This window comes from Curtobacterium luteum (assembly GCF_014646995.1).
In the GTDB taxonomy this organism is placed as follows: domain Bacteria; phylum Actinomycetota; class Actinomycetes; order Actinomycetales; family Microbacteriaceae; genus Curtobacterium; species Curtobacterium luteum.
Window position 1 is genome coordinate 108,587 of sequence record NZ_BMOI01000010.1, and the last position, 21,562, is coordinate 130,148.

Annotated in this window: 24 protein-coding genes; 7 read left to right on the forward strand and 17 right to left on the reverse strand. The window is 72.5% G+C overall.

The genetic code is table 11. The features are described from left to right. Nucleotides 1-149: 149 nt before the first annotated feature. Nucleotides 150-362, reverse strand: a complete 213-nt coding sequence (locus tag IEY20_RS12100) for a hypothetical protein (RefSeq protein WP_022903235.1) — start codon at nucleotides 360-362, stop codon at nucleotides 150-152. A 9-nt stretch (nucleotides 363-371) separates the two neighbouring features. Beyond that, complete coding sequence (locus IEY20_RS12105; protein ID WP_188889173.1) at nucleotides 372-902, reverse strand: MarR family winged helix-turn-helix transcriptional regulator; 531 nt, start codon at nucleotides 900-902, stop codon at nucleotides 372-374. A gap of 131 nt (nucleotides 903-1,033) precedes the next feature. Between IEY20_RS12105 and IEY20_RS12110 the strand changes: the two genes are divergently transcribed. Continuing rightward, complete coding sequence (locus IEY20_RS12110) at nucleotides 1,034-1,924, forward strand: alpha-E domain-containing protein (RefSeq protein WP_175327401.1); 891 nt, start codon at nucleotides 1,034-1,036, stop codon at nucleotides 1,922-1,924. A 111-nt stretch (nucleotides 1,925-2,035) separates the two neighbouring features. On the opposite strand, the gene IEY20_RS12115 is transcribed toward IEY20_RS12110, so the two are convergent. Beyond that, nucleotides 2,036-3,373, reverse strand: coding sequence for an MFS transporter (locus tag IEY20_RS12115; RefSeq protein ID WP_217504126.1), 1,338 nt, complete (start codon nucleotides 3,371-3,373; stop codon nucleotides 2,036-2,038). Between the two features lie 5 nt (nucleotides 3,374-3,378). Continuing rightward, nucleotides 3,379-3,810 (reverse strand): MarR family winged helix-turn-helix transcriptional regulator, encoded by a 432-nt coding sequence (locus IEY20_RS12120; protein ID WP_175327402.1) that lies wholly within the window; start codon nucleotides 3,808-3,810, stop codon nucleotides 3,379-3,381. A 131-nt stretch (nucleotides 3,811-3,941) separates the two neighbouring features. On the opposite strand from IEY20_RS12120, the gene IEY20_RS12125 reads away from it, so the two are divergent. Further along, complete coding sequence (locus IEY20_RS12125) at nucleotides 3,942-4,694, forward strand: SDR family NAD(P)-dependent oxidoreductase (RefSeq protein WP_022902264.1); 753 nt, start codon at nucleotides 3,942-3,944, stop codon at nucleotides 4,692-4,694. Nucleotides 4,695-4,780: 86 nt separating this feature from the next. Here IEY20_RS12125 and IEY20_RS12130 read toward each other — a convergent pair whose 3' ends face one another. From IEY20_RS12130 to IEY20_RS12140, 3 genes are read right to left on the reverse strand one after another with little or no spacing between them, the layout of a single operon-like run. Continuing rightward, nucleotides 4,781-5,731, reverse strand: a complete 951-nt coding sequence (locus IEY20_RS12130; protein WP_175327403.1) for an acetamidase/formamidase family protein — start codon at nucleotides 5,729-5,731, stop codon at nucleotides 4,781-4,783. 27 nt (nucleotides 5,732-5,758) lie between these two features. Beyond that, entirely contained in the window at nucleotides 5,759-6,031 is a 273-nt protein-coding gene (locus IEY20_RS12135) for a hypothetical protein (RefSeq protein ID WP_175327404.1), read from the reverse strand. Nucleotides 6,032-6,043: 12 nt separating this feature from the next. After that, nucleotides 6,044-7,180: an inorganic phosphate transporter gene (locus tag IEY20_RS12140; protein WP_175327405.1), complete on the reverse strand. Its 1,137-nt coding sequence runs from the start codon at nucleotides 7,178-7,180 to the stop codon at nucleotides 6,044-6,046. A 98-nt stretch (nucleotides 7,181-7,278) separates the two neighbouring features. Here IEY20_RS12140 and IEY20_RS12145 point away from each other — a divergent pair, with 98 nt between their 5' ends. Together IEY20_RS12145 and lplAB are read left to right on the forward strand one after the other, a co-directional pair. After that, on the forward strand, nucleotides 7,279-8,148 hold the full coding sequence (locus IEY20_RS12145) for an alpha/beta hydrolase (RefSeq protein WP_175327406.1): 870 nt from the start codon (nucleotides 7,279-7,281) through the stop codon (nucleotides 8,146-8,148). A gap of 71 nt (nucleotides 8,149-8,219) precedes the next feature. Further along, complete coding sequence (lplAB, locus tag IEY20_RS12150) at nucleotides 8,220-9,269, forward strand: lipoate-protein ligase LplAB (protein ID WP_175327407.1); 1,050 nt, start codon at nucleotides 8,220-8,222, stop codon at nucleotides 9,267-9,269. A 13-nt stretch (nucleotides 9,270-9,282) separates the two neighbouring features. Here the strand turns inward: lplAB and IEY20_RS12155 are convergent, their stop codons facing one another. Next, on the reverse strand, nucleotides 9,283-9,993 hold the full coding sequence (locus IEY20_RS12155) for a TetR family transcriptional regulator (protein ID WP_188889175.1): 711 nt from the start codon (nucleotides 9,991-9,993) through the stop codon (nucleotides 9,283-9,285). 82 nt (nucleotides 9,994-10,075) lie between these two features. On the opposite strand from IEY20_RS12155, the gene IEY20_RS12160 reads away from it, so the two are divergent. Together IEY20_RS12160 and IEY20_RS12165 are read left to right on the forward strand one after the other, a co-directional pair. Next, entirely contained in the window at nucleotides 10,076-10,690 is a 615-nt protein-coding gene (locus IEY20_RS12160) for a GNAT family N-acetyltransferase (protein ID WP_175327409.1), read from the forward strand. 191 nt (nucleotides 10,691-10,881) lie between these two features. Beyond that, nucleotides 10,882-11,199, forward strand: coding sequence for a hypothetical protein (locus IEY20_RS12165; RefSeq protein WP_022902257.1), 318 nt, complete (start codon nucleotides 10,882-10,884; stop codon nucleotides 11,197-11,199). A gap of 29 nt (nucleotides 11,200-11,228) precedes the next feature. Here IEY20_RS12165 and IEY20_RS12170 read toward each other — a convergent pair whose 3' ends face one another. Next, nucleotides 11,229-11,516 (reverse strand): GNAT family N-acetyltransferase, encoded by a 288-nt coding sequence (locus tag IEY20_RS12170; RefSeq protein ID WP_022902256.1) that lies wholly within the window; start codon nucleotides 11,514-11,516, stop codon nucleotides 11,229-11,231. 69 nt (nucleotides 11,517-11,585) lie between these two features. Here IEY20_RS12170 and IEY20_RS12175 point away from each other — a divergent pair, with 69 nt between their 5' ends. Beyond that, the gene (locus IEY20_RS12175) at nucleotides 11,586-12,461 is read left to right on the forward strand and encodes a DNA-methyltransferase (RefSeq protein ID WP_022902254.1); all 876 of its coding nucleotides are present in this window, start codon (nucleotides 11,586-11,588) and stop codon (nucleotides 12,459-12,461) included. A 57-nt stretch (nucleotides 12,462-12,518) separates the two neighbouring features. Here the strand turns inward: IEY20_RS12175 and IEY20_RS12180 are convergent, their stop codons facing one another. The 8 genes from IEY20_RS12180 to IEY20_RS12215 form a co-directional block, all read right to left on the reverse strand. Continuing rightward, nucleotides 12,519-14,960: an MDR family MFS transporter gene (locus IEY20_RS12180; protein WP_175327410.1), complete on the reverse strand. Its 2,442-nt coding sequence runs from the start codon at nucleotides 14,958-14,960 to the stop codon at nucleotides 12,519-12,521. A gap of 165 nt (nucleotides 14,961-15,125) precedes the next feature. Further along, the gene (gene pgm, locus IEY20_RS12185; RefSeq protein ID WP_175327411.1) at nucleotides 15,126-16,745 is read right to left on the reverse strand and encodes a phosphoglucomutase (alpha-D-glucose-1,6-bisphosphate-dependent); all 1,620 of its coding nucleotides are present in this window, start codon (nucleotides 16,743-16,745) and stop codon (nucleotides 15,126-15,128) included. A 139-nt stretch (nucleotides 16,746-16,884) separates the two neighbouring features. After that, complete coding sequence (locus IEY20_RS12190; protein ID WP_175327412.1) at nucleotides 16,885-17,151, reverse strand: hypothetical protein; 267 nt, start codon at nucleotides 17,149-17,151, stop codon at nucleotides 16,885-16,887. A 43-nt stretch (nucleotides 17,152-17,194) separates the two neighbouring features. After that, entirely contained in the window at nucleotides 17,195-17,857 is a 663-nt protein-coding gene (locus IEY20_RS12195) for a class I SAM-dependent methyltransferase (RefSeq protein WP_022902250.1), read from the reverse strand. Continuing rightward, on the reverse strand, nucleotides 17,854-18,489 hold the full coding sequence (locus tag IEY20_RS12200) for a TIGR04282 family arsenosugar biosynthesis glycosyltransferase (RefSeq protein WP_175327413.1): 636 nt from the start codon (nucleotides 18,487-18,489) through the stop codon (nucleotides 17,854-17,856). Before IEY20_RS12200 ends, IEY20_RS12195 begins: the two co-directional genes overlap by 4 nt. After that, nucleotides 18,486-19,289: a glycosyltransferase family 2 protein gene (locus tag IEY20_RS12205; RefSeq protein ID WP_229728033.1), complete on the reverse strand. Its 804-nt coding sequence runs from the start codon at nucleotides 19,287-19,289 to the stop codon at nucleotides 18,486-18,488. The genes IEY20_RS12200 and IEY20_RS12205 overlap by 4 nt, the downstream gene beginning before the upstream one ends. Before the next feature lie 349 nt (nucleotides 19,290-19,638). Beyond that, nucleotides 19,639-20,706, reverse strand: coding sequence for an NAD-dependent epimerase/dehydratase family protein (locus IEY20_RS12210; RefSeq protein WP_175327414.1), 1,068 nt, complete (start codon nucleotides 20,704-20,706; stop codon nucleotides 19,639-19,641). Further along, on the reverse strand, nucleotides 20,703-21,530 hold the full coding sequence (locus IEY20_RS12215; RefSeq protein WP_229728035.1) for an MTAP family purine nucleoside phosphorylase: 828 nt from the start codon (nucleotides 21,528-21,530) through the stop codon (nucleotides 20,703-20,705). Before IEY20_RS12215 ends, IEY20_RS12210 begins: the two co-directional genes overlap by 4 nt. Between the last annotated feature and the right edge of the window lie 32 nt (nucleotides 21,531-21,562).

The window sequence follows — 21,562 nt, forward strand, 5'->3', positions numbered from 1 at the left end:
GAGCCGAGCCCGGCGACGGCTAAGCCGGGCCCGGCGACGGCTGAGCCGGGCCCGCGCGACGGCACGGGCCCGGTTCCCCGAGAGGGGCGCAGGTCGACGTCGTGGCGCCAGCGCGCCGTAGCGCCGCCGGAACCGCCGCCGGAACCGCCTCAGCGCCGCCGGAACCAGCGTCGGACCGCGCCCGAGAGCCGACCGACGGCCTCGTCGTTCATCGTGTTCGCCAGGTCGAAGGCCTCGCGCGTGGGGTCGGCGCCCGCTCGGATGCGACGGAGCGCGGCGTCCGCCCGGGCACGCGCGTCGAGCTCGGCGAGCGGCATGTCGTCCTCGGGGTCGTGCCCCTCGGTACTCGCCGCCGTCGTCATGCGGTGAGGCTACGCGACGGCGACGTCGTCCGCCTGGGACTCCTCCGGCGCGATGTGGTCGACCACCCGGGTCATGTCCTCGAGGAAGGCGACGATCACCCGGATGTCCCGTTCGTCGAGGGTCGAGGCCACAGCGGCGCCGCTGTCGTCGAGCTGGTCGAGGACGCTCAGCGCCTGACGCATCGACTCGCCGGACGCCGTGAGGAACACCCCGCGACGGTCGTGCGGATCGGGGTGGCGTTCGACGTGACCGCTCCGGACGAGCCGGTCGACGAGCGCCGAGGTCGAGGCCGCGGTGATGCCGAGCTCCTCGGCGAGTTGCTTCGAGTTGACGTGCCGCCCGGCCTGTTCGGCATCGAGCAGCACCCGGAGCGCGAGCAGGGCGTTCTCCCCGACGCCGAGCGCTTCGCGGGCGCGACGCTGTGCGGCGTTCTCGGCGCTGCGGTACCGCCGGAGGGCGTTCAGCACGTCGACCGCGTCGACCCTCGTGCGCTCGTCGTACCAGAACCCCGCGGAGTCTCGTGCTTCCTCGGCGGTCATACCACGATGCTAGACGCTCTAGTTAGATTGTCTAGCGAACACGCGTCGATCGGCCATGCAACACCGGTGACGCGCGCCCGAAACACTCCGGCAACGACCGCTCAGTAGGTTCGCCGCATGCGGGTGCGGACGTGCTGAGCCATCTCGCCGGGAGCGTCTACCGCCTCGGCGCCGCCGTCGAGCACACCGACGTCGTCGCCCGGCTCCTCGACGTCTACGTCGTCCGACGACAAGCAGTGGCCGGCGCGCAGGCCCAGGACGTCTCGGCGGCGCTCCGCGCGGTGGTCGGGGCCACGGTGCTCCGGGACACCGAACCGGCCGTGACGCTCGACGCGCTCGCGCTCGACCGGCACGAGCCCGCGTCCATCGCGAGCGCCGTCGCCGTCGCACGCGACAGCGCCCGGAGGGCTCGCGAGGTCGTCTCCACCGAGCTCTGGGACTGCCTCGACGTGACGCGGTCCCGGATGCCCCGCAAGGTCGGCGGTGACCGGGCCCACGACTTCCTCACCTGGGCGAAGGAGCGGAGCGCCCTGGCCGTCGGGGTCGTCGACGGCGACGCCAGCCGCGACGAGGTCTGGGCGTTCTTCACGCTCGGCCGCTCGATCACCCGCTGCCGGTCGACCGCGGCGCTGCTCGGGTCGGCGCTCCTCGACGACGAGTCCGCGGACTCCTGGTCGGACGCGCTGCGCGGGTGCGGCGCGCGCGAGGCGTTCCGCCGTGGGTCCCACCCCGAGGTCGAGCCGGCCGAGGCCGCGGCGTTCCTCCTCCTCGACACCAACAGCCCGCGTGCGCTGGCGTGCCTCGCGCACCGCGCCGCGGACGGCCTGGCCGGGGTGGCGCCGGCCTGCGTGGCCGAGCAGGTGGCCGGGTTCCGCCGGGCCGTCGCGGCCCTGGACGCGGTCGCACCGGGCGATGCGCTCGCGGCGCTCGCCGGGGTCACGGCGCAGCTGGCCTCCGCGGCGGCGGCCGTCGACGCCGCGCTCGAGGAGCGCGTCTTCCAGGCACCCGCTCCCGTCTCCTGACCCGGGTGCCGGACAGGTCCGTCCACCGGCCTGGAGGCGCGTGGCGGCGCCGCACCGTGCCTCCAGGCCGGCGGCGCGCACCGTCGGTCAGCGTGTGACGCGACCCGTCCGTCAGACGCCGCTGGACCGGTTGGCGACGGCTTCGTCGCGGGAGAGCTCCTGACGGAAGGCGGCGCGTGCCGCGCGCGGGCCGACGACCGGCACCGCGTGCGTCACCGCGAGGTGCAGTCGTGTGTCCGCGTCGTAGCGGAGGCGGAACCGCTCGAACCGGACGAGCCAGACCAGGGCGATCGCCAGGGCGACGAACCCGGACGTCGCGCCGACCCCGATCGCCCACCGCGGTCCCCAGGCGTCCGCGATGGCGCCGACGATCGGCGCGCCGATCGGGGTGCCGCCCGCGAAGATCGCCATGTAGAGCGCCATCACGCGGCCGCGCATCGCGGGCTCGGTGGTGGTCTGCACGAGCGCGTTCGCGGTCGTCATGAAGGTCAGGGACGCGAGCCCGACGAACACGAGGACGACCGCGAAGCTCCAGTACGTCGGCGCGAAGGCCGCGGCGGTGCACGCGAGACCGAACCCGGCGGAGGCGATGACGAGCGTGCGCATCCGCGGACGCTCCCGGCGTGCCGACAGCAGGGCGCCGAGCACGGAGCCGATCGCCATGACCGAGTTGAGCAGGCCGAACTCGCCGGCGCCCCGGTGGAACTCGACCTTGGCCATCGTCGAGGTGAAGATCGGGAAGTTCACGCCGAACGTCCCCACGACGAAGATCATGCAGAGCACGACGATGATGTCCGGTCGGGTCCGCACGTAGCGGAAGCCCGCCACGATCTGGCCCTTGCCGCGCTTCGGCCGGACGCGCTCGGCGAGCTGTGCGGGGTCGACGAACCGCAGCGCGACGAGGACGGCCAGGAACGACCCGGCGTTGATCACGAACACCCAGCCGGAGCCGATCGCGGCGATGAGTACCCCGGCGACGGCGGGGCCGATGAGCCGGGCGGCGTTGAACGAGGCGGAGTTGAGCGCGACGGCGTTGGCGACGTCGCCGCCCTGCACGACGTCGGACACGAAGGCCTGGCGGACCGGGGTGTCGAACGCGGCGACGATGCCGAGTGCGAGGGCGAACCCGTAGAGCGACAACAGGGTCGCGGTGTGGGTGAGCACCATGACGCCGAGCCCGAGTCCGAGCGCGCCCATGAGGCCCTGGGTCAGCATGAGCACCGTGCGGCGGTCGAACCGGTCCGCGACGAGCCCGGTGAGGGGGAGGAGGAGCAGCTGCGGGCCGAACTGGAGGGCCATCGTGACGCCCACGGCGACGGCGTTGTTGTCGGACAGCTGGGTGAGGACGATCCAGTCCTGTGCCGTGCGCTGCATCCAGGTGCCGACGTTGGACACCAGGGCGCCGGCGAACCAGATGCGGTAGTTGCGTCCCGCCAGGGACCGGAACATGGCCGTCACTGTTGTGCGAGCCTCCTCATGATCTCGGTGGCCTCGGTGAGCGTCGCGCGCTCCGCCGGGGTGAGCGCCGTCAGACGCGGGGTGAGCCAGTCGTCGCGGCGCCGTCGGGTCTCCTCGACGAAGGCCGCGCCCGTTGCGGTCGCGCCGATGAGGACCTTGCGGCGGTCGTCGCCGTGCAGGTGCTTCGACACGAGGCCGCGGTCCATCAGGACGGCCACGGTCTTGGTCATCGACGGCGGGGTGACGCCGTCCTGCCGGCTGAGGTCGGCGAGGGTCATCGCCCCGTCGCGGTGGAGTCGGGCGAGGGCGGAGAACTGCGCGTCCGTGACGGTCGTGTCCGCCTTCTGGTTGCGCAGGGTCCGTGAGAGGCGGTTCACGGCGATCCGGAGGTCCGTCGCGAGCGACGGACGGGTGGCGAGGGCGGGCATGGTCGTTAGCCTATCAAATTAGTTCAGCGAACGAACTGGTTCCGCGTCGGGCGGACGGGAATGCGTGCCGCCGGTGTACCGTTCGGACTGTAGACAACAGGTGTTGTTCAGAACGAAGGGAGCAGGAGAACATGTCCGAGTTCGAGGGCAAGGTCGCAGTCGTCACCGGTGGTGGCAGCGGCATCGGCGAAGCGATCGCGAAGGAGCTCGCCGCGGCGGGCGCAGCGGTCGTCGTCACCGACGTCAACGAGGACGCTGCGCGGCGCGTGGTGTCCGAGATCGAAGCGGCCGGCGGGACCGCGAGCGCGTTCGAGGCCGACTCCGCGCTCGCCGCCGACAACGAGCGGATGGTGCAGTTCGCCGTCGACACGTACGGCGCGCTCCACCTCGCCGTGAACAACGCCGGCATCGGCGCCGCTCCGCAGCCGATCGGCGAGTACGACGTCGCCGCCTGGGACCGCGTGCGTGCGGTGGACCTCGACGGCGTCTTCTACGGCCTCCGCTACGAGATCCCGGCGATGCTCGCTGCCGGCGGCGGGGCGATCGTGAACATGGCCTCCGTGCTCGGCTCGGTCGGCATCGCGCAGAACGCCGCCTACGTCGCGTCGAAGCACGCGCTCGTCGGGCTCACCAAGGTCGCCGCGCTCGAGTACACGGCGCAGGGCGTCCGCACGAACGCGGTCGGTCCGGGCTTCATCGACACGCCGCTCGTGCGGTCGTCGTTGTCGGCCGAGGCCCTCTCCGCCCTCGAGCAGGAGCACGCGGCCGGCCGGCTCGGCACCGACACCGAGGTCGCGGCGCTCGTGCTGTTCCTCCTGAGCGACAAGGCGTCGTTCATCAGCGGGAGCTACCACCTGGTGGACGGCGGCTACAGCGCCCACTGACGTGGGCAGACGGACGGGAGGCCCGGATCACGTGACCGGCGTCGGTCGCGTGATCCGGGCCTCCAGTCCGTCCGCGTCGCGGTGCGTCAGCGCGCCACCGCGACCGCATCGCGACTGATCGCCCCCTCGGGGAGCAGGGCGTGGACACCCCAGGTGCGGTTCGCGACCTGGGTGATGCGCATGCTCACCGCAACGCTCGCCATCGCGAGCGCCTCGGCGCGGCCGATGTCGAACAGGCCGGCGATCCAGTCCACCATCGCGTCGAGCGCGATCGTCGTGGCGGTGTTGAGGTCCGGGTCGAAGCCGAACGTGATCCGTCCGGCCGGGGTGTCCGCGTGGATGCCGGCGACCGGTGTCTCGTCGAGCAGCGACAGCGTCATCGTGGTGGTCATCCCGCACTCGATCGCCGTCCCGGACACCTCGCCGTCCCCCTGCGCCGCGTGGCCGTCGCCGACCCAGAGCAGGGCGTCCGGCACGGTGACCGGCAGGAACAGCGTCGACCCGGCGACGAGCTCCCGGCAGTCGACGTTGCCACCGCCGACCGGCCGCGGGGGGATCGTCGAGTGCTCGCCGGTCGGCTCCGGGGGCAGGCCGACGACCCCGAGGAACGGTGCCGTCCGGACCGCGAGCCCGAGCTGGTTGACCGCCCGGCCCGCGGCAGCGTCGACGTCCCACAGCAGCGGGCCTCGGGACGCCGGGTCCGTCAGACCGAGGGCTCGGTTGACGGGTGTGTCCACGCCGCCGGAGCCGGTGTAGCCCCAGTCGTCCGGCACGAGGTCGTCGAAGTGCACGGCGAGCACCTGACCCGGACGAGCGCCGGCCACCGCGACCGGTCCCACGAGGCAGTGACCGCGTCGGGACGGCAGGAGCGTCGGCGCCTCGGCTCCGGGCTCCGCCTCGCGCTCGGTGTAGCCCGCGGCGCTCAGTGTCCGGACCGTGACGGTGTCGCCCTGTTCGACCCGGAGCACCGGAGGGCGCTCGGCGTCGAACACGTCGGTGACGGTGGCGGGCGTGGCGTCGATGCGGTGGGTGCTCACGAGCCGATCCTCGCAGCCGCCCGGGCCCTACTGGTGGAACTGCGGGATGGTCAGCCAGATCCCGAACAACGCCGCAGCACCGCACACCGCGAAGCACGTCCACGCACCGACCACCGCGGCGGCGGGCGTGTGCCCGGAGCGCGGGGTCTCCTCCGAGTACTGCGTCCGCTCGCCGCCCGCGTCGACCGGCTGCCCCGTCCCGAGCAGCCGCAGCCCGAGCGTGTAGAGGAGCACCACACCCACCGCTGCGACGAACCCCACCCACGCGACCGTCGCGATCGCACCGAAGTCGATGTCCATCTCGTCCTCCGATCAGGCGGCCACCGGCTGCGACGCCGGCTGGTCCTCGTTGACGTTGTCCTGCGTCACCGGTTTGCGGCGCGCCAGGACGAAGAAGCCGATCCCGGCCGCGAGGGCCAGCGCGGCGACGACCACCAGGCCGATGGTCGAGGTCGCCGCGACCGCGGTGGCGAGGGCGCCGACCACCGCAGCGGCGGGCAGCGTGATGACCCACGCGACCACGATCCGGCCGACGACCGACCAGTGCACGTCGGCGAGCTTCTTGCCGAGTCCGGACCCGATCACCGAGCCGCTCGTCACGTGCGTCGTCGAGAGGGCGAACCCGAGGTGCGACGACACCAGGATCGTGGCCGCCGAGCTCGCCTCGGCGGCGAAGCCCTGCGGCGACTGCACGTCCGAGATCTTCTTGCCGACGGTGCGCATGATGCGCCAGCCGCCCATGTACGTCCCGAGGCCGATCGCGAGCCCGCACGCCAGGATCACCCAGAGCGCCGGCCCGCTGCCGGACGGCTGGTAGTTCGCGGCGACGAGGGTCAGGGTGATGACGCCCATCGTCTTCTGCGCGTCGTTCGTGCCGTGGGCGAGCGAGACGAGCGACGCGGAGATCGTCTGGCCGTGCCGGAAGCCGGTCGCGGCACCGTGCGTGGTCGCGTTCTTCGTCAGGGAGTACGCCAGGTAGGTCGCGACGAGCGCGATGACGCCCGCGATGACCGGGGAGAGCAGGGCCGGTAGCACGACCTTCGACACGACGGTCGCCCAGTCGACGGAGTTGAGCCCGGCGCCGATGATGGACGCGCCGATGAGGCCGCCGAACAGTGCGTGCGTGGACGACGACGGCAGGCCGAAGTACCATGTGGCGAGGTTCCAGAGCACGGCGCCGACGAGCCCCGCGAAGATCATGACCGGGGAGATGTGGATGCCGTCCTGGCCCTCGCGGATGATGCCCTGCGAGACGGTCTTGGCGACCTCGGTGGAGAGGAAGGCGCCGACCACGTTGAGGACGGCGGAGATGAGCACGGCGGTCCGGGGCTTGAGTGCTCCGGTGGCGACCGAGGTGGCCATGGCGTTCGCGGTGTCGTGGAAGCCGTTCGTGAAGTCGAACACGAGGGCCACCACGATCACCAGCACGACGGTGACGAGGACGTCCATGCGCGACAACGGTAGGCTGGCTCGGAGCCCGCTGCGTGAACGCCGGGTGAACACGTCACTGAGCCCGTGCGGCGCCCGCCGTCTGCGAGGATGCAGAGGTGCCGATCTTCTCCGCAGCCCGAGGGGACTCCTCGTTCACCGACGCGCACGGCGTCGAGATCGTCTACTCCACCTGGCGTGCCGGCAAGCCGAAGGGCATCGTGCAGATCGCGCACGGCGTCGGCGAGCACTCGCTGCGGTACGAGCCGCTCGCGCAGGACCTCGTCCGCGCCGGGTGGACGGTGGTCGCGAACGACCACCGCGGGCACGGCCGCACCGGGCTCGCGCAGTGGGACGGCGGCCACGCCAGGCTCGGCCGGCTCGGACCCGGGGGCCTGCGGGCAGCCATCGCCGCGGTCGAGCAGCTGACCGCCCTCGCCCGGGAGGACACGCCGGACGTCCCGCTCGTGCTGCTCGGGCACTCGTGGGGGTCGCTCATGGCGCAGCGGATCGTGAACACGTCGAGTGCGCGCTACGACGGGATCGTGCTCTCCGCCACGGCGTACCGGCTGCCGGGGTGGATGAACAGCGGCGACCTGAACGCCCGGTTCGCCGGGTCCGGTCCGACGAAGTACGAGTGGATCAGTCGCGACCGGGCGGTGATCGACGCGATCGGGCTGGACCCGCTCGCGGTCGAGGCCGACGTCATCAAGCTCTTCGGTCTCCCGGACACCCTGCGGCTGCTCGGGGTGCCGCGTCGGGGCATCCCGCACGACCTCCCGATGCTGCTGCAGGTCGGGTCCGACGACACCCTCGGCGGCCCACGGTCCGTCGAGCGCCTGGCCCGGGCGTACCGGACGCGCGGGAAGCTGTCGGACGTCGAGGTCCGGGTCTACGAGGGCGCACGGCACGAGGTCTACAACGAGACCAACCGGGACGAGGTGGTCGGGGACCTGCTCGGGTGGCTGGGGCGCGCGGTCGCGCGCTGACGCGGCCTGGAGGCCCGTGGCGGGCCCGCCACGCGCCTCCAGGCCGTCGCGTCGCGGCGTAGGCTCGTCGCGTGCACGGTGAGTACAAGGTCCCAGGCGGGAAGCTGGTCGTCGTCGACCTCGAGGTCGTCGACGGGAAGATCCGCGAGTTCCGGCTCGCCGGCGACTTCTTCCTCGAGCCCGACGACGCGCTGCCGCTCATCGACCAGGCCGTGGACGGCCTGCCCGCCGCGACCGACGCAGCCGGCATCGCCGCTGCCGTGCGGGGTGCGCTGCCCGACGGGGCGCAGCTCCTCGGCTTCACGCCGGAGTCCGTCGGCGTCGCGGTCCGCCGGGCGCTCTCGCGGGCGTCGTCGTGGCTGGACCACGACTGGGAGGTCATCCACGAGGGGCCGATCTCCCCGAACGAGCACCTCGCGCTCGACCAGGTCCTCACGGAGGAGGTCGGCGCAGGTCGCCGCGGACCGACCCTCCGCATCTGGGAGTGGGACGAGTCCGCCGTCGTCATCGGGTCGTTCCAGTCCCTCCGGAACGAGGTCGACCCCGAGGGTGCCGCGAAGTACGGCGTGCAGGTCGTCCGTCGCATCTCCGGCGGCGGCGCGATGTTCATGGAGGCGGGCGCGATCATCTCGTACTCGCTGTACGTGCCGGCCGACCTCGTGCAGGGCATGACCTTCGCCGACTCGTACGCGTACCTCGACGAGTGGGTGATCGAGGCGCTGAAGTCGCTCGGCATCGACGCGTACTACCAGCCGCTCAACGACATCACCTCGGCGAAGGGCAAGATCGGCGGGGCCGCCCAGAAGCGCCTCGGCACCGGTGCCGTGCTGCACCACGCGACCATGAGCTACGACATGGACGGCCAGAAGATGGTCGAGGTGCTCCGGATCGGTCGCGAGAAGATGAGCGACAAGGGCACGACCTCGGCGGCGAAGCGGGTCGACCCCCTGCGTTCGCAGACCGGCCTGTCCCGGGCGGAGATCATCGACCGCCTCGTCGACACGTTCACGAAGCGCTACGGGGCGCACGAGGGGCACGTGACCGAGGCCGAGCGGCAGCGGGCGCACGAGCTCATCGAGACGAAGTTCGCGACGAAGGAGTGGCTCGAGCGGGTGCCGTGAGCTCGGGCTCGCCTCAGTCCCGCTCCGCTCGGTCCCGCTCGGCTCGAGCCGGCTCGTCTCGAGCCGGCTCGCCTCGGTCCGGCTCGCCTCGGTCCGGCTCGCCTCGGTCCGGCTCGGAGAGGACGTGTGCGAGCCCACGGACGAGGAGCGCACGACTCCGGTCGGTCGCCGCACCGTCGGGGTCGCCCACGGAGGACCGTGTCAGGCCGTCGACCACGGCGATGACCGCGTCGGCCGCGTCCGGTGTCGGCACCGCGAGCACGACCCCGTGCGCGGCGGACCACCGGTCGAGGCCCGCAGCCACCGCGTCGCGCCAGAGCCGTCGTTCCGCGTCGACCAGCGCGCCGTCGCCGTCCGGGTCGAGGCCGCTGCTGCTCACGGCTTCCAGCAGCCGGAACCGCTCCGGTTCGCTCCGCACGAGGTCGATCCACGCGCCGACCGCGGCGTCCAGCGCACCCCGGACGTCGTCGTGGGCATCGGCGGCGGCGAGCACCTGGGGGAGGGACGCCCGGGCCTGCCGCTCGAGCAGCGCGACGACGAGGTGGCGTCGAGCCCCGAACACGTAGTGCACCACGCCGTGGGCGACCCCGGCCCGGGCGGCGACCGCCCGCGTGGTCAGCCCGGGGAGGCCGTCGTCCCGGACGACGAGGGCGGCCGCGTCGAGCAGCTCCTCGCGGCGGTCGGCGCGACTGCGGTACCCGCGCGGTCCCTCGTCCTCGGTCATCACAGGAAGCGTACGGCGCATGTGCAGCACCACCCGGCAGGATCGTGATCTGGCCATGTGGCCGAATACGGGAGGAGTCGCCATGCAGATCGTCGTCCGTGCAGCAGCAGATCACGAGGTCGAAGCCGCCGCAGCCGTCCTGTCCGAGGCGTTCGCGGAGGATCCGGTGCTCGCCGAGATCCGGCCCGGTCGCCCGGGGGAGGACCGGACCGCCGTGCTCGGCCGGCTCTTCTCGGCGCTGGTCCGGTCGGTCCCGCCGCACGCCAGGGCGCTCGACGTCGCGGTGACCGGCGACCGTGTCGTCGGCGCGGCGTTCTGGCAGGCGCCGCTCCCGCACCGTGGTGGACTGCGGGCGTTCGTGTCCCAGGTGCCCGAGCTCGTCCGGGTCCTCGGGATCGCGGGCGGTCTGCGGGCGCTCGCGCACCTCCGTCGGATGGAGCGTGCCCGTCCGGACGCGCCGCACTGGTACCTGGCCGAGATCGGGGTGTCCGCCGCAGCGCGCGGCCAGGGCGTCGGCGGGATGCTCCTCGAGCACGCGCTCGACCGGGTGGACCAGCGCGGGCAGCACGCCTACCTCGAGTCGTCGACCCCGGACAACCGGCGGCTGTACCGACGGCACGGCTTCGGCGACGGAGCACCGATCACGGGCTTCCGGGCGGCGGCGCCGGTGTCGATGTGGCGGCCCGCGGTGACGTGACGCGCAGTCGTGCAGCAGGCCGGGGCAGGGGCGGGGTCGCCGGGCCGGGACAGGGTCGGCGGCCCGGGAGGGGGGAACCGGGCCGCCGCTCGACCAGTCTCGGTGTCCTCCCCAAGAACGACGTGTGTGGATCAGGAGAATCCCCCGCGCGGCTGATGTCGCCGCCACCGGTCCGACGTACCGTCGTACGCGTGAACTGGTTGATCCTCCTGGGGGCGGTGGCCGCCGCGGTCGTCGCGATGTGGATCGCCGATCGCGTGGGATGGATCGACCTGTCGAACAAGGCCACGCGGAGCGGTGGGTCCGGTGGGGTCGTCTCGATGATGGACGAGGTGTTCGCGCCGACCCGCCACGAAGCCCAGGCCGAGTACGAGCGGCAGTCGCGGCTCCCGCGGGAGGCGCCGACGCCGGCGGACGACGACCACGACCTCCTCAGCGGGCACGTCCTCATCAAGCTGCCCGGCGGACCGCGCGAGGTCCGCGCCGGCACGCACGACCGCACGTACTAGGCACACGCGGCTCCGGCCGCGGTTCGCCATCAGCGCGCCGTGAGCTCCTGGTAGTCCGGGTGCCGCTCGATCCACGCCTTGACGTAGCTGCACAGCGGTACGACCGTCCGCGACGAGTTCGCCCGCACGTCGTCGAGCGCCGCCTGCACCAGGATCGACGCGTGGCCGCCACCACGGTGCTCGGGGTCGACCTCGGTGTGGGTGAAGCGGATCTCCTCGTCGTCCAGCTCGTACGCCGCGAAGCCGATCACCTCGCCGTCCTCGACCAGGGAGTACTGCTGCTGCGCGGTGTCGTTCCGTACCTCGGGTGTCGCCATGAATCGACGCTACGCCCGGACCGCCGGTGCGCGACCTGTGAGTCCGTCGTCGTGCGCGAGGATGGACCCGTGCACGACGACCGCGGACCGGACCGGGTGGTCCACGGGGACAACCTCGAGGTCCTCGCGACGCTCGACGACCGCTCCTTCACGCTCGTCTACCTCGACCCGCCGTTCAACACCGGCCGCAAGCAGCGTCGGCACGCGAGCACCGCGGTCCGGAGCGCCGACGTCGACGCCGACTCGGCACGCGGCCGGCGCGAGCGGGTCACGGGCTTCCGCGGCAGCTCGTACGAGCGGGTCCGGGGTGACCTGCTGCGCTTCGACGACCGCTTCGACGACTACTGGTCGTTCCTCGAACCGCGGCTGCTCGAGGCGTGGCGGGTCCTGGCCGACGACGGCACGCTCTACCTCCACCTGGACTACCGCGAGTCGCACTACGCGAAGGTCCTCCTCGACGCGCTGTTCGGCCGCGACTCGTTCCTCAACGAGCTCGTGTGGGCGTACGACTTCGGCGCGAAGGCGAAGACACGCTGGCCGACGAAGCACGACACGATCCTGGTCTACGTCAAGGACCCCGACCGGTACCACTTCGACTCCGCGGCCGTCGACCGCGAGCCGTACATGGCGCCGGGTCTGGTGACGCCGGAGCAGCGGGAGCGCGGCAAGCTCCCGACGGACGTCTGGTGGCACACGATCGTGTCCCCGACGGGCCGTGAGAAGACCGGCTACCCGACGCAGAAGCCCGAGGGCATCCTGCGGCGCATCGTCCAGGCGTCCTCGCGGGAGGGCGACTGGGTGCTCGACTTCTTCGCCGGCAGCGGTACGACCGGTGCGGTCGCCGCCGCGCTCGGCCGCCGCTACGTGCTGGTCGACGACAACGCGACCGCGATCGAGGTCATGCGCCGGCGCCTGCCCGGCGCGACGTTCTCCGCCGTCGGCTGACGGCGGAGGACGTCGGGTTCGTCACTCGGCGGAGTGGCGGCCGTGCGGGTGGTCGCCCTAGACCGGCCGGGAGGCGCGAATCGCCTCGGCCGGATCGTCCTGCGTCGACGCCGAGGTCGCGTCCACGTCCGTCGCCGTCGGCTCCGCCGCGGGTGCGGCGTGCGCCGGGCGGGTCCGGATGGCGCCCGTCGTGGTCGGCGGCTCGTCGACGGGGGCGGCGGCCGAGTGTGCCCCGTGGGTCGTGGCACCGGGGAGCGGTGCCCGCGTGTCGGTCGTGCCCGGCGACACGGGAGCCGAGCGTCCGTCCGACGCGACCGGCGTGGCGGGGGAGGCCGCGCCTCCCGACCGGTCACGCGTCGGGACGGTCACGTCCGGCGAGGTCGGGACCACCGGGACGGACCCGGTGTGCGGCGTGACCAGCGAACCCGTGTTCGCAGCGGCCTGCTGTGCGTCGGCGGCGAGTCGGTCGCTGTCGTCCTTCGCGGCGTTCGCCTGCTCCTGGAGGGCCGAGACCTTCCGGAGCGGCGGGACCCGGAAGAACCAGGTGAGCACGAACGCCAGGAGGATGACGCCGAGGCCGACGGAGTAGACCGTGACGGCCGAGCTGCTGAAGCCGACGAGGAACGACCGCGCGAGTCGCGGGTCGGCGCCGTTGAGGAACGACGTGTCGCTGGTGGTGGAGGAGCTCGTCGAGCTCGTCGACCCCTTCTCGAGCTGCTTCTTGATCGTCGGCGCGACCTCGTCGACGACGTTCTTCCGCTGCGTGGCGTCGGCGTAGTCGACCTGGAGCGTGCCGTCCACGACGTCGGCCTTCGCCTTGGCGGCGACGGTCTCGAGCGCTTGCTGCTCGGCGTCGGACTTCGCGGCGGCGACCTGCTGCGCGATGACGGTGTCCGCGGACGCGGCGGGCACCTGGCCGGCGGCGACCGCCTGCTCGACCTTCGCGGTGACCTGCTTCGTGACGGCGGCGTCGGCGGCCTCCTTGGCCTGGACGGCGGCCGAGTTCAGCTGGTCCTGCACGTTCGACTGGATGGGGTCGACGATCTTGTTCCAGATCTGGTCCATGACCGGCTTGTTCTCCGAGGCGTTCGCGACGGAGGGCGTGAGGGCCGCGTTGAGGCTGGACTTCAGCGTGGTCTCGTTCTGCAGGGCCGTGGTGATGTTCGTCGGCATGAGCGAGAACAGGACCGACAGCAGCACGGCGGTGCCCATCGTGCCGCCGATCTGGCGGAAGAAGGTCGCGGCGCTCGTCGCGACCCCGATGTCCCGCGGCGAGACCGAGTTCTGCGCGGCGAGCGTCAGGGTCTGCATGAGCTGCCCGAGGCCGAGGCCGATCCCGAACATGCCGAGCATGAGGAACCACAGCGGGCTGTCCGCCGTCAGGAACGTGAGGACGGTGAACCCGATCGCGGTGAACGCCGTGCCGGTGACCGGGAAGACCTGGTACTTGCCGGTCCGCGAGATGATCTGGCCGGACGCGATCGAGGCGATCATCAGGCCGAGGACCATCGGCAGCATCGAGAAGCCGGACTCGGTGGGGGTGACGCCCTTCACGATCTGCAGGTACAGCGGGATCGTGAGCATCGCGCCGAACATGCCGAAGCCGACGAGGACGCTGAGGACCGCGGCCATCGAGAACACGCGCGAGTGGAACAGCTTCAGCGGCAGGATCGCGTCGTCGCCCATCGCACGCTCGACGATCACGAACGCGATCAGACCGGCGGCACCGATGCCGTAGCAGGCGAACGCGCCGGGGGAGCTCCAACCCCAGTCACGGCCCTGTTCGGCGATGAGGAGCAGCGGCACGAGGGTGACGATGACGAGCGCCGCGCCCCACCAGTCGATCCGCGGCTTGCCCCGGTCGCCGAACTTCGGCAGGTGCAGGAACGTCAGCACCATGACGAGCGCGATCACGCCGATCGGGACGTTGATCAGGAACACCCAGCGCCATCCCGCGATGAAGACGATCTCGTTCGCGCCGGCGAACAGGCCGCCGACGAGCGGGCCGATCACGGAGGAGATGCCGAACACGGCGAGGAAGTAGCCCTGGTACTTCGCGCGCTCGCGGGGAGCGAGCATGTCGCCCATGATCGCCAGCGGGAGCGACATGAGACCGCCGGCGCCGAGGCCCTGCAGCGCGCGGAACCCGGCGAGCATGAGCATCGAGGTCGAGAAGGACGCGAACAACGACCCGACGATGAAGATGCCGATCGCGGTGAGGAACAGCGGGCGTCTGCCGAAGATGTCGGAGAGCTTGCCGTAGATCGGTGTCGTGATCGTCGACGCGATCAGGTAGCCGGTCGTCACCCACGCCTGCTGGTCGAGCCCGTGCAGGTCGTCGCCGATGGTGCGGATCGCGGTGCCGACGATCGTCTGGTCGAGGGCACCGAGGAACATGCCGGCCATGAGGCCGTAGATCACCAGCAGGATCTGCCGGTGGTTCATCACGGCGTTCGAGGACGTCGTGGGAGCCGCGGGTGCGGTCGCGGTCTGGGTCATGAGCAGGTCTCCCGGAAACTTTGCGCTGCGTGCAAAGTTACAACCTCCGCAAGGCGGAGGTCCGCCCGGAGTCCGTTCCTGAGTGGATCGGCAGTCCTCCGGCTGCTGCCGACCAGCCGGAGGCTACGCCCGTGTCCGTCGGCACCGCGTCGGGAGCGGTCGGCGTCAGGCGCCGAGTGCGGCGTCGACGATCTCCTTGGCCTCGCGCTGCACCTGCTCGAGGTGCTCCTGCCCGACGAAGCTCTCCGCGTAGATCTTGTAGACGTCCTCGGTGCCCGACGGACGTGCGGCGAACCAGGCGTTCTCCGTCACCACCTTGACGCCGCCGACGGCCGCGTCGTTGCCCGGGGCCCGCGACAGCTTCGCCGTGATCGGGTCGCCGGCGAGCGTGTCGGCCGTGATGGCGTCGCCGTCGAGCTTCGACAGCCGCGCCTTCTGGTCCTTGCTCGCGGCGGCGTCCACGCGCTGGTACACGGGTGCGCCGAAGCGCTCCGTGAGCTCGGCGTAGAGCTGCGACGGGGTCTTGCCCGTCACGGCGATGATCTCCGACGCGAGGAGGGCGAGGATGATGCCGTCCTTGTCGGTCGTCCACGCGGTGCCGTCCTTCCGGAGGAAGCTCGCGCCGGCGGACTCCTCGCCGCCGAAGGCCACCGAGCCGTCGATGAGACCGGGGACGAACCACTTGAAGCCGACCGGGACCTCCCACAGGCGGCGACCGAGCGACTCGGCGACGCGGTCGATGATGCTCGACGACACGAGCGTCTTGCCGATGGCGGCGTCCTCGCGCCACTCCGGCCGGTGGGCGTAGAGGTACTCGATCGCGACCGCGAGGTAGTGGTTCGGGTTCATCAGGCCGCCGTCCGGCGTCACGATGCCGTGCCGGTCGGAGTCGGCGTCGTTGCCCGTGAGGACGTCGAACTCGTCCTTCCGCGCGACCACGGAGGCCATGGCGCTCGCGCTGGACGGGTCCATGCGGATCTTGCCGTCCCAGTCGAGCGTCATGAACGCCCAGGTCGGGTCGACCTCGGGGTTCACCACCGTGAGGTCGAGGCCGTAGTGGTCGCGGATGCGCTCCCAGTAGGGCAGGGAGGCGCCGCCGAGCGGGTCGGCACCGATCTTCACGCCGGCGCGCTTGATCGCGTCGATGTCGATGATGTGCTCGAGGTCGGCGACGTACGAGTCGAGGTAGTCGTAGCCCTCCGCCGCGGTTTCGTCCTGTCGGCGGACCTCGGCGTTCCCGCCCGCGATGATCGCGTTCGCACGGTCGGCGATCCACGAGGTGGCGTCGCTGTCGGCCGGGCCGCCGTGCGGGGGGTTGTACTTGAAGCCGCCGTCGCGGGGCGGGTTGTGGCTCGGCGTGATGACGATGCCGTCCGCGGTGTCCGGGTTGCCCGCACGGTTGTAGGCGATGATCGCGTGGCTCAGGGCCGGGGTCGGGACGAAGCCGTCCTGCGCGTCCGCGAGGACCCGGACGCCGTTGGCGGCGAGAACCTGGAGCGCGGTCTGCTCGGCGGGTGCCGAGAGGGCGTGGGTGTCGCGGCCGATGAACAGCGGGCCGTCGGTGCCCTGTTCGGCGCGGTACTCGACGATGGCCTGCGTGATCGCGGCGATGTGGGTGTCGTTGAACGCGGTGTCGAGGGACGAGCCGCGGTGGCCGGAGGTGCCGAACACCACCTTCTGCTCGGGGATCGACACGTCCGGGACGCGCTCGTGGTACGCGGCGAGCAGGGCGTCGAGGTCGACGAGGTCGTCGGCGGTCGCGGGGGTTCCGGCACGGTCGTTCATGTGCCCATCCTGGCACCCGCTCCCCTCCGGCGTCCGAGGGTGTGTCGTGGACCGGGAACGGCACGAGCGGCCGCCCGGCCGGGTCGGTAGGGGGAGACGACCCGGGGGCGACCGCTCGCGGTCTGGGGGAGTCCGGCGCTCAGGCGGTGCGGAACGAGCCCGTCGCGGTGCGGAGCGAGCCGGTGGACGTGCGGAGCGAGCCCGTGGCCGTGCGCACCGATCCGGTCGCCGACGTCCGGCGGGTCGCCTGTGCGTCGACGAAGCGCCCGAGCCGTCCGGTCACGGGGGCGCCCGTGTAGGTGCCGAGCGCGCGCCGGGTCGTGGTGCCGGTGAAGGTGCCGCGCTCGTCACGTCGCGCCGTACCGCTCACGAACGAGCCGCCGAGGGGGGAGTCGATGTGCTGCATGACCCCGACTCTACCGTTCTTTCTTGCATCATGCAAAAGAACGTCAGGCGATGAGCTCGCAGAACGTGCGTCCCTCGGCGGTCCAGCTCTGGCGTGCGAGCAGGCCTGCGTCGGCGGCGTGGGCGTGCAGAGCGTCGAGCCCGACCTCGGCCCACGGGAACGCGGCGCTCTCGTGGCCGTCGGTGTCGACCACGCGGGCCGTGTACGTCCGGTCGGCGGTGCGGTCGGGGTTCGTCTCGACGAGCACCCGCCCGCCGAGTCGGACGATCGCGCGACACCGGGCGAGCAGCGCCGTCGGGTCCCCGCCGATGCCGATGTTCCCGTCGATGACGAGTGCGGTGTCCCAGTGGCCCTCGTCGGGGACCGGGTCGAAGACGGAGCCCTGCACGGCGTGACCACCGGAGCGCCGGGCGATCGCGACCGCCTCGGCCGAGACGTCCACACCGAGCGAGGGCAGGCCGACGGCACGTGCGGCGACCAGCATCCGGCCAGGGCCGCACCCGATGTCGATGACGGGACCGTCGGCGTCGTCGAGCAGGGAGCGGTCGACCCGGTCGGCCGCGGCGCTCCAGCGACCGACGTCCATCGTCACGACGGTGCCCGGCCGGCTGGGGTCGGTGAGGCGGAGTCGGCCGTCCGAGCGGAGGGCCCGCGCGTACGGCTCGCCCCCACCGGCCCCGAAGGTCATCGGTGCGTGCATGGTCATCGGACACCTCCGGAGGTCGTGCGTTCGGCGGTCAGGGCCGCGGCGAACGCGGAGCCCGGAGCGAGTGCGGCCACGCGGTCGGCGTCGGCGATCTCGTCCACGTCGAGGAGCGGCACGAGGTCGTCCACGTCGAGGCCGGCGTCCACGAGCCGGGCGCGCTGCACCGCACCGGTGTCCGCTCGGGACATCGGCACACCGCGGATGAGGGACCCGTCCGGGTCGTGCATGTACAGCGACCAGAAGCCGCCGTCCTCGGCCGGGCCGAACCAGGCGTCCCGCTCGGGGTTCTCGAACACCGGCGCGACGTCGGCCGGGCGGACCTGCGGCGTGTCCATGCCGACCAGGAGGAGCGGGCCCTGCACGGCGTCGAACAGCGTGCCGAGGCGCGCGTCGAGGTCACCGCCGGGCTGCGGCAGCACGTGGAAGCCCTCGGCCGCGTCGGGCACGACGTCGCCGTCGAAGAACAGGATGCGCCGGGCGGCGGGCAGTGCGCGGACCGTGGCGAGCGTGTCGGCGAGGCTCGCGGCCGCCACGCGTGCGGCACCCTCGGGCCCGAGCGCCGGGATGAGCCGCGTCTTCACCCGACCGGGCAGGCACTCCTTGGCGACGACCGCCACCGTGACCGCGGTCACGACCGGACCTCCGCGGTGGCGGTGCCGACCACGCGCTCGAGGGGAGCGGTGTCGGCGGGGGTGGGACGGGCCTCCAGGCCGGTGGTGGTTCCGGACCGGCTGGTGTCGCCGTCGCGCGCGACGGTGCCGGGTCGGCGCTCGCCGGAACGGTACGCGCGGAGCAGGCGCGACATGTCGCGGACGGCGTTGACGGTGCCGCGGAGCGTACCCGTCACCTTGCTGTCGCCGATGCGCTGGGCGTAGCCGATGTCGCTCTCGTCGACCCGGAGGCCGGCGGCGTGCGCGGCGAGGACCATCTCGAGCGGGTAGCCGCTGCGGCGGTCCTGCAGGTCGAGCGCGACGAGCTGCTCGCGGCGCATCACCCGCATCGGACCGAGGTCGCGCAGCCGGTAGCCCGTCGCCCGGCGCATCAGGACCGCGAGGACGCGGTTCGCGAAGCGTGCGTGCGGTGCCCACGCACCGCGCGAGGTCGGCACCCGGCGCCCCAGTGCGAGGTCGGTGCGACCGGACGCGACCCGGTCGAGGAGGCCGGGGAGTTCGGCGGGGTCCATCGAGGCGTCGGCGTCGCAGAACGCGACGTAGTCGGCCGTGGCAGCGGCGAGCCCGGCGGCGCACGCCGAGCCGAAGCCACGGCGGGGCTCCGTGACGACGAGTGCTCCGTGCGCGCGGGCCACGTCGGCCGAGCCGTCCGTCGAACCGTTGTCGACCACGATCGCGCGGTAGCCCTGCGGCAGGCGGCCGATCACGCGGGGGAGTGCGTCGGCCTCGTCGAGGCACGGCAGGATCACATCGACGTTCATGCCGTCTGTTCGGTGCGGACGCCCGGATCGACGGGGATCGCGGTGCGGCTCGTGGTGCGAGGGACTCGCTGACGTCGACGACATGGGGACCACGCTGCACGGGTGGCCTGACCGGATGCGGGTGGCGGTGTACCCCGCTGTCCACTCTGGCGTCCCCCGATCTGGGGTGCCAACGGGTGGGCGGCGGCGAGTCTCGCGCTGGCGGGGGCGAGTCTCGCGCTGGCGGGGGCGAGTCTCGCGCTGGCGGACATTTCTCGCGCGCCTGGGCCCGAGAAGTGTCCGCCAGCCCGAGACTCGGGGCCCGGCGGGCGAGACTCGGGGCGCGGCGGGCGAGACTCGGGGTGCGCCGTCAGCGCACCGCGGCCCGCAGCGGCGCGGTCGCGAACTCGCGCATGCCCCGTTCGAAGTCGACCTCGGCATGCCAGCCCAGCTCCCGCCCGATGCGCTCCGGCGACGCGGTCACGTGCCGGACGTCCCCGAGCCGGTACTCGCCCGTCACGACCGGCTGCGGCCCGTCCGGCCCCGCGATCGCCGCCGCCATCTCGCCGATGGTGTGCACCGTGCCCGAGCCGACGTTGTACGCCCGGAAGGAGTCGTCCGGCAGGTCCGCCGTCGCCGCGATCGAGGCCGCGTTCGCTCCCGCGACGTCGTCGACGTGCACGAAGTCCCGCCGCTGTCGGCCGTCCTCGAACACCCGAGGGGCCTCGCCGCGCGCGAGAGCCGAGCGGAACAGTGACGCGACACCGGCGTAGGGGGTGTTCGCGGGCATGCCCGGTCCGTACACGTTGTGGTAGCGGAGCGCGATCGCCCGACCCCCGGTTGCCCGGGCCCACGAGGACGCCAGGTGCTCCTGCGCGACCTTCGTCTGCGCGTACACGTTGCGGGGGTCGAGCGCGGCGTCCTCGTCGATGAGGCCGGGCACGAGCGGCTCGCCGTCCGGGCCGATCGGGTCGAAGCGCCCGGCGTCGAGGTCTTCGCGCCGACGTGCCGGCGGACGGGTCGGCTCGCCCGATGCCGTCGCGTACGCGCCCTCGCCGTAGACCACCATCGAGCTCGCGACCACCAGCCGGCCGATGCCGTGGCGGTCCATCGCGGCGAGGACGTGCGCTGTTCCGGTGTCGTTCGAGGAGACGTAGTCGGGGGCGTCCTGGAAGTCGACGCCGAGCCCGACCTTCGCGGCCTGGTGGCAGACGACGTCGACGCCGTCGAGTGCTGCGTCGAGGACCGCGTCGTCCCGGACGTCGCCGAGCACGAAGGCGACCCCGTCCGGCACCGGGGTCCGCCCGTCGGCTGCATCGCCGTGCACGTCAGCACGGAGCGAGTCGAGCACGCGGACCTCGTGCCCCTCGGCGAGGGCCCTGCGCACGATCGCCGAGCCGATGAACCCCGCGCCCCCGGTGACGAGCAGCCGGCTCACGCGGCACCGCCGACCGGCAGCGACAGGACGGCGGCGCTCGCGCCGGCCGGTACGAGCTCGCGCGGCGTGAAGTCCTCCGGGACCGACCCGACGATCGACCCGATGGCGCGCACGATGACCTCGTTCGCCCGCGCCAGCCGGTCCATCACGGCCTGGTGCGTCACGGGCTCGTCGTCCGGACCGGACGCGGACGCGAGGCCCGCGTCGGCGTCGGTGACGAACGACAGGTTGACCGTGCCCATCCCGAGCTCGGCCGCCAGGGGCACCTCCGGCGTCATCGTCATGTTGATCGTGTGTCCGCCGGCCTCGCGCATCCACACGGACTCCGCGCGTGTCGAGAAGCGCGGGCCCTGGATCACGACGCACGTGCCGGTCGGGCGGTGCGGCACGCCGAGCGCGGCCACCGCGTCGACGGCGGCTGCACGCAGCACGGGGTCGAACGGGTCCGCGAACGACAGGTGCTGCACGTCGTCCTCGAAGAACGTGTCGGCACGACCCCAGGTGCGGTCGATGAGCTGGTCCGTCACGACGAAGGTGCCGGGTGCGTAGTCGGGGTGCAGGCCGCCGACGGCGCTCGAGGACACGACCGCACGGACGCCGAGCGAGCGGAGCGCCCAGGTGTTGGCGCGGTGGTTGATGCGGTGCGGTGCCACGGAGTGGGAGCGTCCGTGGCGGGTGAGGAACGCGACACGGCGGCCGGACATCGTCCCGATGCTGATCGGGCTGGACGTCGCACCGAACGGCGTCGGGACGGTGCGCTCCTCGGCGCTGCCCTCCTCGAACAGTCGGTACAGGCCAGATCCACCGATCACGCCGATGGTCACGTCGTTCTCCACAGGTCCTCCGAATGGTCCTC

Bases quoted from the DNA above. Each gene is read 5' to 3' on its own strand.
- IEY20_RS12100 (WP_022903235.1), bottom strand. From the start codon at position 362: ATGACGACGGCGGCGAGTACCGAGGGGCACGACCCCGAGGACGACATG.
- IEY20_RS12105 (WP_188889173.1), bottom strand. From the start codon at position 902: ATGACCGCCGAGGAAGCACGAGACTCCGCGGGGTTCTGGTACGACGAG.
- IEY20_RS12115 (WP_217504126.1), bottom strand. From the start codon at position 3,373: ATGTTCCGGTCCCTGGCGGGACGCAACTACCGCATCTGGTTCGCCGGC.
- IEY20_RS12120 (WP_175327402.1), bottom strand. From the start codon at position 3,810: ATGCCCGCCCTCGCCACCCGTCCGTCGCTCGCGACGGACCTCCGGATC.
- IEY20_RS12125 (WP_022902264.1), top strand. From the start codon at position 3,942: ATGTCCGAGTTCGAGGGCAAGGTCGCAGTCGTCACCGGTGGTGGCAGC.
- IEY20_RS12135 (WP_175327404.1), bottom strand. From the start codon at position 6,031: ATGGACATCGACTTCGGTGCGATCGCGACGGTCGCGTGGGTGGGGTTC.
- IEY20_RS12140 (WP_175327405.1), bottom strand. From the start codon at position 7,180: ATGGACGTCCTCGTCACCGTCGTGCTGGTGATCGTGGTGGCCCTCGTG.
- IEY20_RS12155 (WP_188889175.1), bottom strand. From the start codon at position 9,993: ATGACCGAGGACGAGGGACCGCGCGGGTACCGCAGTCGCGCCGACCGC.
- IEY20_RS12160 (WP_175327409.1), top strand. From the start codon at position 10,076: ATGCAGATCGTCGTCCGTGCAGCAGCAGATCACGAGGTCGAAGCCGCC.
- IEY20_RS12170 (WP_022902256.1), bottom strand. From the start codon at position 11,516: ATGGCGACACCCGAGGTACGGAACGACACCGCGCAGCAGCAGTACTCC.
- IEY20_RS12180 (WP_175327410.1), bottom strand. From the start codon at position 14,960: ATGACCCAGACCGCGACCGCACCCGCGGCTCCCACGACGTCCTCGAAC.
- pgm (WP_175327411.1), bottom strand. From the start codon at position 16,745: ATGAACGACCGTGCCGGAACCCCCGCGACCGCCGACGACCTCGTCGAC.
- IEY20_RS12190 (WP_175327412.1), bottom strand. From the start codon at position 17,151: ATGCAGCACATCGACTCCCCCCTCGGCGGCTCGTTCGTGAGCGGTACG.
- IEY20_RS12195 (WP_022902250.1), bottom strand. From the start codon at position 17,857: ATGACCATGCACGCACCGATGACCTTCGGGGCCGGTGGGGGCGAGCCG.
- IEY20_RS12205 (WP_229728033.1), bottom strand. From the start codon at position 19,289: ATGAACGTCGATGTGATCCTGCCGTGCCTCGACGAGGCCGACGCACTC.